The organism is Paenibacillus sp. FSL R10-2778, from assembly GCF_038593035.1.
In the GTDB taxonomy this organism is placed as follows: domain Bacteria; phylum Bacillota; class Bacilli; order Paenibacillales; family Paenibacillaceae; genus Paenibacillus_AQ; species Paenibacillus_AQ odorifer.
On record NZ_CP151956.1, the window covers coordinates 217,142 to 230,121 of the forward strand.

10 protein-coding genes are annotated in these 12,980 nt (G+C 43.7%); 3 read left to right on the top strand and 7 right to left on the bottom strand.

Going from position 1 to position 12,980, the window contains the following annotated elements; all coding sequences use genetic code 11:
* The first annotated feature begins 22 nt into the window (after positions 1-22).
* The gene (locus NST40_RS01070) at positions 23-1,288 is read left to right on the top strand and encodes a class I SAM-dependent methyltransferase (protein WP_342410330.1); all 1,266 of its coding nucleotides are present in this window, start codon (positions 23-25) and stop codon (positions 1,286-1,288) included.
* Between the two features lie 3 nt (positions 1,289-1,291).
* A complete protein-coding gene (locus NST40_RS01075) occupies positions 1,292-3,877 on the top strand; it encodes a metallophosphoesterase (protein ID WP_341000916.1) in 2,586 nt (861 codons plus the stop codon).
* A 214-nt stretch (positions 3,878-4,091) separates the two neighbouring features.
* On the opposite strand, the gene NST40_RS01080 is transcribed toward NST40_RS01075, so the two are convergent.
* The 3 genes from NST40_RS01080 to NST40_RS01090 all read right to left on the bottom strand — a co-directional run bounded on the left by NST40_RS01080 (position 4,092) and on the right by NST40_RS01090 (position 7,776).
* On the bottom strand, positions 4,092-6,473 hold the full coding sequence (locus NST40_RS01080) for a N,N'-diacetylchitobiose phosphorylase (RefSeq protein ID WP_076275901.1): 2,382 nt from the start codon (positions 6,471-6,473) through the stop codon (positions 4,092-4,094).
* A 215-nt stretch (positions 6,474-6,688) separates the two neighbouring features.
* The gene (locus NST40_RS01085; RefSeq protein ID WP_342410331.1) at positions 6,689-7,297 is read right to left on the bottom strand and encodes a zf-HC2 domain-containing protein; all 609 of its coding nucleotides are present in this window, start codon (positions 7,295-7,297) and stop codon (positions 6,689-6,691) included.
* Positions 7,294-7,776 (bottom strand): sigma-70 family RNA polymerase sigma factor, encoded by a 483-nt coding sequence (locus tag NST40_RS01090; RefSeq protein ID WP_036687188.1) that lies wholly within the window; start codon positions 7,774-7,776, stop codon positions 7,294-7,296. Before NST40_RS01090 ends, NST40_RS01085 begins: the two co-directional genes overlap by 4 nt.
* Before the next feature lie 204 nt (positions 7,777-7,980).
* Between NST40_RS01090 and NST40_RS01095 the strand changes: the two genes are divergently transcribed.
* Entirely contained in the window at positions 7,981-8,322 is a 342-nt protein-coding gene (locus NST40_RS01095; RefSeq protein ID WP_076275903.1) for a nitrous oxide-stimulated promoter family protein, read from the top strand.
* A gap of 48 nt (positions 8,323-8,370) precedes the next feature.
* Here NST40_RS01095 and NST40_RS01100 read toward each other — a convergent pair whose 3' ends face one another.
* The 4 genes from NST40_RS01100 to NST40_RS01115 form a co-directional block, all read right to left on the bottom strand.
* Positions 8,371-9,522 carry a glycosyltransferase gene (locus NST40_RS01100; protein WP_076218295.1) on the bottom strand — a complete coding sequence of 384 codons (1,152 nt, stop codon included), beginning with the start codon at positions 9,520-9,522 and terminating at the stop codon, positions 8,371-8,373.
* A 269-nt stretch (positions 9,523-9,791) separates the two neighbouring features.
* Positions 9,792-10,871: a saccharopine dehydrogenase gene (locus NST40_RS01105; protein ID WP_076218283.1), complete on the bottom strand. Its 1,080-nt coding sequence runs from the start codon at positions 10,869-10,871 to the stop codon at positions 9,792-9,794.
* 98 nt (positions 10,872-10,969) lie between these two features.
* Positions 10,970-11,290: a metalloregulator ArsR/SmtB family transcription factor gene (locus tag NST40_RS01110; protein WP_076126921.1), complete on the bottom strand. Its 321-nt coding sequence runs from the start codon at positions 11,288-11,290 to the stop codon at positions 10,970-10,972.
* Between the two features lie 328 nt (positions 11,291-11,618).
* Positions 11,619-12,971, bottom strand: a complete 1,353-nt coding sequence (locus NST40_RS01115; protein ID WP_076192601.1) for a solute carrier family 23 protein — start codon at positions 12,969-12,971, stop codon at positions 11,619-11,621.
* Positions 12,972-12,980: the final 9 nt, after the last annotated feature.

The window sequence follows — 12,980 nt, forward strand, 5'->3', positions numbered from 1 at the left end:
GATTGATAGGAGGAAGATGGTAGTGGCTATTGTACAACTGAAATCTACGAATCCAAAATTCACTTTTTTAATTAAAAAAAATCCAGTGACAGGTATGCAGCTTCGTCCGGTTCGTCAGGGAGTGGCGTATGGATGGTATTCTGATGAGGCAACTTATAACGTTTATTTTAAGGACGCAGATAACGATATATCCTACAAGCAGAATGGAAGCGAGGGCTTTGAGTATCTAAATGTCTCCCGGTTTAACACACCTCTATTTCCGCTTAATGCGGTCAATGAGTTTTTCTCTACACCCTTCAAAGCCCAGGATGAACGGGATGCGGAAGGATATGAGCATTCTTTTTTCATCAATATGGTTCAGGTTGAGCGGATACACTATGTTGAATTTTTCCAAAAGCATTTAAAGGGCTATACCTTCTCCTTGCAGCATCAGGCACATAAGAGCTATTCGCTGACGATTACCACACATAAAAGCTTGTATCACCTCTTACATGTTGTTGGTGTGCTGTCCTTGTTCTTATCCATATTTGGGGATGAGTACATAGATATTTCGGATGCTATTTTGGATAAATATATCCGCAGCCTTAACGTCATTGATGCACCTTTTTATATAAGAAGTCTATTTGCAAGGAATTTCCTTACCTCTAAGGAACGGTTCAAGCGATATAAAGCCTCCATCGAACAAACAGACCAGTATTCTATTGGGCTGGAGTATGGCGGTACTGCGATGCAGCGGCGTACTTTTATTTCGAGTGTGCTTCCATTCAATAAGCCGATTCTGGACATCGGCTGCGGAGAAGGTTTCTATGCAATTCCGTTTGCCGGAAAAATAGAGAGCACCTATTATGCGGTAGATATAGCCGAGGCGTTGCTGGAGGTTGTGAATCGGAAAGCGAAAGCTAAGGGCATTGATAACATTGCAACCTTTGGCTCACTGGACCATTTTCTGGAGTCGTACAATGGGGAGCAGGTTGATGTGATTCTAACAGAAGTTGTAGAGCACATGAGTGAGGGTGAAGCGGCAGAGCTTATTCAGCAAATAATCGGTAATGTGAATTTTCAACAGCTTATTGTGACGACACCAAATGCTGATTTCAATCGTTACTATGAGCTGGAAGGATTCCGGCATGAAGATCACAAGTGGGAAATGGGACAGGAAGCGTTCGTGCAATGGGTTTTGGATACGGTTCAAGGTTTAGCAGTCGAGGTTGAATATTTGATGGTTGGTGACCGGGTTGGCGAGATCCGTACGACGCAATGCGCTATTGTGCGAAGAAAGGAGGAGTAGACAGTGGAAATTCAAACGCGTGTACATACCATATTTCTGCTTGTAGGAGCAACGGAATGCGGGAAATCAACTTTTGCTAAAGAAGTTCTGATCCCGCAGTTAAAACTAGAGGATGCCTCCAAAGGTTTACGTACGAATGTGCAGTATTTATCCTCGGATAGTATCCGCCAGGAGATATTGGGCTACGACTATGATAAGTATGATCAGGTTATGCTGGAGGCGAGTTCGCATACCTTTCAATTATTGTTTGAGAGATTGAAGTTAGTCACTTCTTTTCCGATTAATTCGGAGTTTGTGGTGATGGATACCATTGGGCTATCCGAAGATTACCGTAGTAAAGTCCGTGAGATCGCCGGGCAAAATAATTATAATCTGGAGGTTATTCTGTTTGATTACCGTAAACGGGAGGATTACTACGTCTCGGAGCGCTCGAAGAAGCTGATCTCCAATCATTTAAACCGGCTGAGAAAAGAAGTCCTGCCTGTTCTGTCACGGGAAGGTTACAACAAGATTCATAAAGTGCGTGCTAAAGATTTTATTCTCGAGGGTGAAGGGATACCTAACCCGGACTACCGGGTGATTATACAGGATTGGGATACTTACGCATCTACGGTACTTCTACAAGCACAAGAGTATATTGTGGTTGGGGATGTTCATGAGTGCGTCGAAGAGCTTCAGGGACTATTACGTAATTACGGCTACAGGGTGCACGAAGGTAAGTTAAGTGCAACAGATAAGCTCAGTAACACACGAGTCATTCTTGCTGGTGACTGGATTGATAAGGGCAAAAAGACACGGGAGACGATTGAGTTCTTATTTGATAACCGCGAGCATTTCCTATTTGTTATGGGCAATCACGAGAACTTTGTATACAAGTACGTAAAGGGTGAGATTCAAGGAACCGATCCGGAACTGCTAAGAACGTACTTTGATTCCACCCAAGTGCTTAAGGAGGATACCGCGCTTTTTAGTAAATTTTCGGCTTTAGTGGAGCAATCTCAGCCCTTTTACCGCTATATAGGTATGCAAGGTCCTTCTTTTTATGTTACTCATGCTCCTTGCCGTAATAAGTACATTGGTAAGCTGGATACGAATTCACTACGCCATCAGCGTAACTTTCGGCTGGATCGTGAGGTTTCCTTTGAGGAACAGCTTGATTTCCTAAAGCAAGAGGCTGTGAGTAATCACCCCTTTCATCTCTTCGGACATATTGCAGCCAAGCAGACTTTTCGGATCAAAAACAAACTCCACCTCGACACAGGGAGTGCGCAGGGTAATGAACTAACTTCTGTTCGCATGTCGTTTAAACCTTTCTATAAAAGTCAAAAATCGCGTGTGACTACGGTGCACGAAGAGCTACCTATCCTGTTCCGGGAAAAGCAAACCGTATCCTTGTTAGAGCTTGATTACGAGTCTGTGCGCAGACTGCAGTATTCCTCGCAGAACCGGGTCAACTTCATCTCCGGGACGATGTCACCTGCGGATAAGGATATGGCTGCCGGTGAGCTTGAGTCTCTGCGAAAAGGGTTGGATTATTTTGCCGAGCGTCGTATATCTGAAGTCGTCCTGCAGCCTAAATATATGGGATCACGCTGTAGTGTGTACCTTTACCGGGATATAGAGCAGTGTTACGCAATTAGCCGGAACGGCTACAAGGTTAAGGCGGTCGATCTGACGCCTATCTACGAACAACTGCTGCATAGATTCGGAACCTATATGGCTGAGCAGGGGATCCGTGTGCTTTTACTGGATGGCGAGCTGCTGCCTTGGAAAGCGCTTGGGGATGGGTTAATTGAGCGTCAGTTCCGGCCGATTAGCAGGGCGCTGGAGACAGAGCTGGATTTCTTAAGACAAAATGGATTTGAGGAGTCACTGGGTAAACTGATACAGGATTTTGAAGCAAGCGGGTTTGAACAAGACCAGCACCATATGTCGAAAGAGGCGCTTAACAACAACTATGGGCCTCATGTTTACCAGACTTTTAAGTATGTCCGTGACATAAGAGAATCGTATGTTGATCTTGACCAGCGTGAGGAAGCTTACAGAGTATACAAGCAGCAACTGGAGTTGTATGCGGGTGATGCAGAATTAGCGTACAAACCTTTTGCAACCCTGAAGGAAGTACTGGAGAATGGTGCTGAACGGGTACCTGACGGTAAAACCTCCGAATTATACAGGTTCTTAAATGATGATGAATCTCTGGTTTTGGACTTGAAAGAGCCTGATGCCTACATCAGAGCAGAGGAGTATTTCGCAAAGATAACGGTAGAGAAACATATGGAGGGAATTGTAATCAAACCGGAGCAAGAACAGCAGGGGGTAGTCCCATACATGAAGGTCCGCAATCCGGGCTACCTGTCGATCATCTACGGGTACGACTACAAGTTTCCACATAAGTATGCCAAGCTGATGAAACAGAAGAATATCGCTCCTAAGCTTCGGACGTCCTTAATCGAACACCGGCTGGGCAGACAAATGCTAGAAGTGAAGCTGGATGAGATCTCGTCTGACAACGAGGACTACAAGCAAATTGCAGCAAACCTGTTATTCGAGGTAACGAAAGAGAAAGAGATTGACCCGAGGTTGTAGAGGATTGTTACAGGCGAAGAAACTTGGTTTGCCAATTATGAGAATGAGTTCAGGCTGTCGGGAAGGTCCCGGCAGTCTTTTTTTCGTCATTTGAATCCAGCTCAATCGCGGTCATAGAGCCGGAAGGCAAGTGTACAAGCCTCGTTCTAATTGTAAAAACAGGAGGACGCACCTTATCGGGTCCGTCCTCCTATCTATTCCTCATAAATACGCCTTAACCCATAATAACGAGCACGTTGTTTTCTGGCGCCATTTTGGCCACCGGGATCAGGTTGCCTTGAATTTCTTCACCGTTAATAACGATATGGGTAACCCCTTTTTGTACACCCTTCTTGTTCTCCACCTGGATGTTCAGCTTCTTCCCACGGAATTCCCGGACCATGGAAAAGTCTGTCCAGTCGGAAGGAACACACGGGTTGAGGCGAAGGCCATCAAATTGCGGTTGAACCCCCATAATGCCTTCCACCAAGGAGACCATCACGGTTGAAGCGGTGCCGGTCAGCCAGTGGACATGCGCCCGGCCTTGATATGGGCTGTCCTTGGACTCGACAAACTGGCCATGTACATAAGGCTCGAGTTTACGGATTTCAGCCTTATCGTTCATGCTGGCCGGACTGCAATTCAGGAAGTATTCGAACGCGCGCCCACCGTTGCCGATCATGGTTTCCGCCAGAATGAGCCATCCCTGCGGCTGGCTGAAGATGCCGCCGTTTTCCTTAGTTGAGGCGTTGAAAAGAGCCATCAACGCTACTGGCAAACCGTATTCACGGAACGGAGGGTAGAATAACATAGTGCCGTAATCGGTCCGCAGATTCTCATACACTTTGTCCATGGCGAGCTTCGCCTGATCCGGGCGGGCTGCACCGCTTAATACGGCCCAGCTTTGCGGATTGAGCCAGATCTTGGCTTCATCATTCTCCCAGGAGCCGATGGTATAGTTGTCTTCGGTAAATCCGCGGACAAATTGATCGTTCTCCCAAGCGTGCCTTTGAATGTTATCGTCCAGCTCATCAAGCAGGCCCTGCGCCCATTGAATATCTTCAGGCTTGTTCTTATTTTGTGCGATTTCCATGAATACCTTGAATGCCATATACAGCTGGAATGCGACGAACAACGACTCACCCTTGGCTCCAAGCCGTAGGCAATCGTTCCAGTCGGCATGAAGCCCAACCGGCATGCCGTGTGCGCCCATACGATCCAGACTGAACTGAAGTGCCTGGCGCAAATGCTCGTACACTGTGCCCTCGCCTTTATCCGAATAAGGGATTATTTCATCTGTGAAATCCCAGTTGCCACTTTCATTCAAGTATTTAATGACGGTGGGGAACAGCCATAAAGCGTCATCAGCCCGATAATGGGGGTGACCGGTTTCCCGCACGTATTCTGGATCATCCGGTGTGCCCTCATGTCCAGGGTTGTGGTCAAATTTCACCAACGGAAGTCCACCGCCGTTGGAAACCTGGGCGGATATCATCAGTCTTAGACGTTCAAGGGCCATCTCATGATCCAGATGAATGATGCCTTGAATATCCTGCACGGTATCCCGATATCCGAGTCCATTACGAAGACCGGAGTATTGGAAGGAGGCTGCACGTGACCAGATGAAAGTGATAAAGCATTGATATGCATTCCAAGTGTTGATCATGTTGTTCAGGTTATCGCTTGGTGTCTGGACCTGGAAGCGGTTAAGCTTGCTGTGCCAGAATGCTTTTAACTCTTCGAGTTCTTTATTTACCACGGACAAGTCCTTATAATGGCTGAGAATCTCGGAAGCGCCTTTCTCATCATACTGTCCCAGTAGAAATACGATTTCTTTCTCTTCTCCCGGCTGTAAATCTACGTTAATCTGCAGGGCCCCGCAGGAGTTAGTATTGTAGTTTAATGAATTGGAGCATTGGCCGTTCTCAACAGAGGCCGGATTGCCATAACTGCGGTAATCGCCTAGGAACGTATCCCGGTCACCGTCATAAGCGGTAACTTCTGCACCTGCAGCCCCGAAGAATCTCCAGGTTTGTTCTTCGGGGGTGTTTTCATTGATGACTTGAAGGATCATATTATTTTTATAGTAGGTCCGTGAAATAAACAGAGTGTACTGAAGGTTGACGGTATCCTGCTCATAGTTGTTATTGTTGGTTAATTCAACAAATCCGAAGAGAGCCAGCTTGCGTGCTTTGGAGCCATCATTGCGCACCTTCATGCGCCACACCTCATAGGTTTTGTTCAGTGGTACATAATATAATGATTCTGTATGGATGTTATCGTAGTCCGAGACGATGCTCGTGTATCCGGTTCCATGATGGCATACCGACTTATATTGCTCCAGATCTTTACCCACTGGCTGCCAAGAGCCGGACCAATAATCCCCGTTCTCCAAATCTCTCACGTAAATATAGCGTCCGGGCTCGTCCTTAGAGTTGAAGTGGTAGCGGATATGCCGCCCATTTGCGCCAGACTTTACAAAGCTATAGCCGCCTGCGTTACCTGAGATGATCGCACCGTATTCCGGCGAGCCGAGGTAATTCGCCCAAGGGGCAGGCGTATTCGGCTTGGTAATGAGATATTCCTTGTTTTTTCCATCAAAATAACCATATTGCATGACCATTCCTCCTATTAAGTGGTTAATGGGCCGATCTATAAACGCGCGTTCACAAAGAGGTGAAATATCCATGTGTAATTTTATTATAAGATACTTTCAGTAAATCGATAACCCTATATTTTAGCGAAAAAACGAACAAAAATGCTAACTTTTTTAGTAGGGTGCAAAGCGAAAGACACCTAAAAAGGTGTCTTTATTTATTTTAGCGGCAATGTCTACTCCACTAAAACACCATTAACAAACGTCATAGTTTTATCTTTGAATTCAAGAATAAACTTGTTTGGAAAATCTAGATCGGTATGAATCTCCGTCCCCAACATAACTTTTTTGCCTACATCATCAAAGGGATTATGAAGTAAACCTCTAGGCGTATACCTAGTTTCAGAACCGATTACATTATTATTCTCATCGCGGATAAATTTGGTTTTTCCTGAGAACACGAGGTCCTTGCCATTTTCCAAAGTTAGATGAACTTCCAAACGATCCTTTGTCTTCTGATAATCTATAACTACATCTTTAGAGGATACAGGGAAACCGATAACAAAAAGTCCAATAAGGGCTGTAGCCAGTATGAGTACCGATAAGACGGAAAAAATGAGAGTTTTTATATTCTTTTTTTTCACTTTTTTAAAATAATTGAGTTTGTTAACTTCCTCTTTATCAATAATAGGCACACTTAGATTTGCTGTGGCGGTCATTTCATTATAGAATTGAAGGCAGCTTTCACAGGATTGCAGGTGTTTTTCGATTTCTTCGTTACTATGTACAGAGGTTAGCTTTTCAATATAGGAAGGTAATAAATCCTGAACGATCTCGCATTTCATGAAGATCTTCCTTTCATTAATTTTTGTTTTCCACGGTAAAAGGTAACTCTTGCCCAGGTCTCATCTCTGCCAAGAATTTCGCCAATTTCCCGAAAACTGAATTCTCCGGTCAAACGCAGATATAATACTTCTTTGGTGTTTGGATCAAGTAAATGAAGTTGTTTAAATAAATCCATTTTGTCCTGAGCAAAAATGAACTGGGATTCTGTTGAATTTGCGTTAGCCAAAGGAGCGTCTTCTAATTCCTCAGACTTCCGCTTGCGCTGCTTGTCCAGCTCCTGATACCACACATGTTTAGCAATTTGACAAAGCCAAACGTATACTTTGCAGGTCCCATCGTATTTATCTATCGATTTTATAGCTCTATAAAAAGTTTCTTGGGTGATTTCTTCTGCCAGCAAGTGATTATGACAAAAGCTAAATACGAATTTATATACTTGGGTTGAATATTCCCTGTATAATTGCTCGTTGTCCTGCATCCATTCACCTCCTCAAGTTATATATCCGTAAAAAGCTATAAACGTTACAAGTTTTTTTAAATAAATTTGATTTATAAAATAATCGCTTTCAACCCCGGTATGTGAGGGAATTAAGGAGGTTTAGCGTTAAGGCTGGTTTCACAGTTGGTTTACCCTTTATAATTACATGAGATCTTATTGTACAAGTTACAAGGGGGTTCATATATGATAACAAAGGTAAACCGGCAGTTAAATGAGGGTCCTAAAATTCAAAAAGAACAAGAGCTTGTTACCAAAATGATTCGTATATATTGTAAGAAAAAACATCATCATAAAGGCTTTTGTGAGGAATGTCAGGAATTAAACGAGTATGCGCTGAAGAGGTTAGCCTATTGTAAGTTTGGTGAAGAGAAACCAGCTTGTGCCAAATGTCCTGTTCATTGTTACAAACCGGATTATCGCCAAAGAATTAAAGGGGTTATGCGTTTTTCTGGTCCGTGGATGCTGCTCTATCACCCCATTGAGTCGATTAGGCATATTCCGCTACCTAATAAATTGAGAAAATAAGTAAAAACCGGACATCATTTGATGCCCGGTTTAATGTATTTTTAGGTATTATTCTCCCAGCTTTTCAGCCTTCACCAAAATCTCTCGCAAAACACGGGCAACCCGGCTTTTTCTTCTCTTTACTTTTACACTTATCCGTCTTAACGACTCTTGGTATAGGGCGGTATCATTGGGTTCATAGAGCTGTTTGGCGGCAATCCGTAACGTCCTTCTCATTAATATTGCTGATGAACGTGTTGACTTCGTTCGGTATCCTCTGCGCAAGACCCGTATAGTATGTTTGTATTTCTCCAGGTCTTCGTTTGGAGGAACAAGGGCGAACAGATTTAGGGAAGAGTCATTGAACCCGTAGCTTTTGAACATGATTTTTAGATTCTCAATATTTATGAGATTTCCTCTGAAGTGGGTTGGATGTTCTTGGTGAACGCCGACAACTTCTTTGATGCTGTGAAAAGGGATTTTTAATCGATGCAGTCGATACCCAAGATCCCAATCTTCGAGTCCATAGAGGATAAACTGTTCATTAAAACCTCCAGCCCGTGTTAATTGGCTGCGTCTTATGGACACACAACGTGTGACGAGTAACATCCAAGGGGCTACATCTGTGCTGGCAAATTGCTTTTTAGTATTTGGAGGAACTCTTGAGGCAAAGGTGACTTTTGATAACGTCTCCGTCTGCTGAAGGATATCATTGGGTGTGATTATTGGGATAATTTCAGTCGCTGATTCGAAGTCAGGATTCCATAAGTTAGAAGGCGAAAGTGTATTGCGGCAATGTTCTTTTTCTTCAGGAGAAAAGTCTGGGTAGTAGTGGGTATAAGCGTCATCCCATGAGTGTGGAATACCTGAAATTATCGACTTAGGATATTTACGGTGATACTGGTTTACGATCCTAATGAATTCAGGGAATACCAGAAAATCAGCATCGCAGAAGATGACGTATTTCCCTTTTGCCTGACTCAGCCCCAGATTTCTTACGGCAGAACGGCCGCGTTGTTCCTGCTGAGCGACATAAATAAGCGGATAAGAAGTTTGAAAGCTTTCGACCATTTCCTTAGTACCATCTGTAGAACCGTCATCTGTGACGATCACCTCGAACCGATCCTTCGGATAGGTCTGTGTCTCGAATGAAGTGAGTGTAAGTAGCAGCTGCTGAAGTCGGTTATAGGTTGGAATTATGATGCTGTAACGGATAGCCAGAATGATCACCCCCACCATTTAATAAAAGTCCTTGAATAGGATAAATAATAACAATATATTCAGGGACTTTAGCCTGGTCTAGTCAAACGCCTTTAAGGGTGGAAATAGGCAGGGGACAGGGTTTAGCACGAATCAAAGATTTTATCTTTTTGTGAACTTACCTAGCTCCGTCTCATCTCTATTGTAAAGAACCCGCTATATTAGCGGGTTCTTTACTGTCTGTGCACTTAATTGTAGTAGACAGAATGCTCGGTATATGTGAAGTGCTATTAGTGAGATATAAGAACCCCATATTGTTTAAAAAAGTTGGTGATTTCAGAGATGTCCATCCGTTCATCAGGCAGATCTTCTGGATAATAAATGCCTGGGACCAATGGTTCTTCCTTTGATATCCGCAATAGCTTTTCTGCTTGGACAGCAGCTCCCAAAGCGGTAAGATGAGTCTGACCAAGCGGGTCAGAAATCGCTATTGTCCGTTCAACCCAGTGCCCATTATGATCCAGGCCCTTTAGATGAATAAGGATATGATGTGCGCTGCCAGTACCAGGATTGTAGAGCAGTCTTCGTCTAAGCGAACGGAATCGGTCCCCGCTGATCATCTTCCATATTCCGCTGTTAACTAGTCCGACAAGGATGGAGGTGGAGGCTTTGCTGTCGAAGGAGATGCGGAAGCTGGCGGAGTCGATATGCTCAGCTGTTGGCAAGGTGACATGATCTGGGGTGTCAAGCCGATAGCATTTTGCTGTATATCCATCTGGAAATTGGACTTTGATAGGGTCAGTCATTGGAAATACAAGACGTTTTTCCCCCCGTTCTGTAATATGGAATGGAATGGTCATACGATCCATGTACGCCGCGGAGTCGGGTCCTGCTTTGTCACGTAGAGAGTACAACGCGTGAATATCAACGGCGACGTTTTGAAGTGTGGCCGAGTGCAGCATGGCGAACAGCGAAGCAGTTCCCGCCATCCATCCCGAAGAAAGCACGATAGGAGCATAGAGGTCTGCTTTTTCTAACTTTGTGATTGATTGTTGGAATATCTCTGTCCAGCGAGTAAGATCGATCAGTGGGATTTTTCTTCTAACTGCAGACATAAGTAGCCGATCCTGCAGATCGTTGACGGAATTGATGATTAGCGATACATTATCGCCTGCATAAAGCAGTGGATCATCCGCATTATTATCAACTACGACTGTTTGTACCCGTGTGGACTCAAAAGGTGCTGCTTTTTGCGGTGACCTTCCTCCCAATATAATCTCGAGATCGGGATGTCGATCGTGTAATATTTGAGCAATTTGTCTGCCGACGGCACCGTATCCTCCTACAATAAGTACCTTTTTCCTATGCATATCTGCAACCTCCGTTTAAATGTTTATATGTTTAAGTTATTTAACATATTGCTTAAAAAAATAGGAATGACAAGTGCTAGTCAGGTTAATGGCATTAATTAGCACTGGCATTCCTCTTCAACGAAATGGACAAGTTGTTTCATAAGCGCTATCGCTTCGTCAAACTCAAGTCTGTAGAACATTTCCGTGCCCTTCTTCTGAACCTTAAGCAGCCCTGCTTGCCGTAATATTTTCAGATGATGAGAGACTGTAGGCCGGGACATGGGGATATGCTCTGCAATTTGGCTCACATTCATACTCTCTTTGTCGATCAGCAATGCAATGATTTGCTGACGAATAGGATCTCCCAAGCCTTGGAAATAGGGGCTTAAATTCTCGAAAATATGAATCGCCTTCTGATTACTATTAGATTCGTTCATAACTCCCTCCGTTATAATGTTTAATTGTTTAAACGTATCATAATATATTTCAGGGAATAATTCAATGCGTTGATAATCTCCGTTATTTTGGAGGAATCCTAGTTTATTAAATATAATCAAGGGACATATGGATATTTGTATTAAAATTGTGAGGTCATATGGTAAGGCGGTTTTATGGATGAACTCAAGTAAAAAATAATCATGTCCTTAAACAAAAGACACCTCGATGGGTGTCTTTTGTTTAAGGAATTCCAGAAAGTAGCATACAAAGCTCGGCTTATTCGCGGGGATAAAAAAGGATCAATAAGAGGCTGCTCTTTTTTATGTTCTATTTTCCACTAGGTAATAATTTATTCAATAATATTGCTGCCAATGAAGCAGCTAGGATAGGTGAGCCTAATAAATACTGCACGAATGTAGGTAAAGAGTTCAAGTAGTCACCAGGAATGAGTACCAACGCCAAGGTGATGATCATAGGTAAGGCAATAATGTACATTTCTTTTTCGCCGATGGTTACATTCTTCATTACTTGCACACCATTAATTGCGATGATGCCGCAGATGATGGCGAAGACGCCGCCGATTACAGCGGATGGAATGGAAGAGATCAAAGCGGCGAGTTTACCGGAACAACCAAAGAGGACAAACCATCCTCCTACAGCGAGAAAAACCCGGCGGCTGGCAACACCTGTAATGGAGATGATCCCTGCATTAGTTGAATAACCTGTAACAGGAGTCGAACCGAGCACAGAAGCAATAAGACAGCCAATTCCTTCTCCAATTACGCCGCGGTTAATATTTTTGTCTGTCAAAGGTTTATTGATTACATTGCTGACCGCAAACCAGGTGCCAGTTGTTTCAGCCAGCAGCACGATATAAATAATAACCATGGTGATAATAGCTGAAAAATTGAAGGAAAAGCCGAAATCAACAAAAGCGATCCGCGGCATGCTAAACCACTTGGCACTACTTATGGCTGAGAAATCTAAAACGCCCATAATATTAGCCGAAATACATCCAACTACTAACGCCATCATTACGGAAAGAATTCGGAAGACAGATCCTTTATTACGGAACAAAGTACCGAGAACCACAAAAATAAGCAGTGTAGCACCTGAAATAAGGGCTAATAATACATTTTGATTAATTGAAGCCCCGGAGGCTCCGTAGATATTATCTCTGATCGCAACAGGCAATAAAGATAGACCTACAATGAAAATGATTGTGCCACCTACGATAGGCGGGATAAAGTTTTTAACGATTTTATTAAAAATCCCCGCATAACCCAAAATAATAACCAGGATGGCCCCGATTAAACTGGCACCTAACACGGAGCTCCAACCGAGCTCCCCGCCACCACTAGCTGCATAAATACTGACGATCGCACCCAGTGGAACATAAGAAGGACCTTGAGCGATAGGCAGCTTCATACAGAAATAGGTTTGCACAATCGTTGCAAGTCCTGCGGCAATAAAGGTGGATTGGATTAACGCGCTGGACTGATTGGGCTGTAAGCCGATTAACATCGCAATCAGGAATGGCACTACATAGACATCCATAGCCAATACATGTTGAAAGCCGAGAATGACGGATTTACTAAATGAAACTTTTTCATCGGGTAGGACAGTTAGTAGCTGTGATTCCAAATGTGCTTGCTCTTGTACGTTTGCTTGTGTTTTCACTCCGATGCC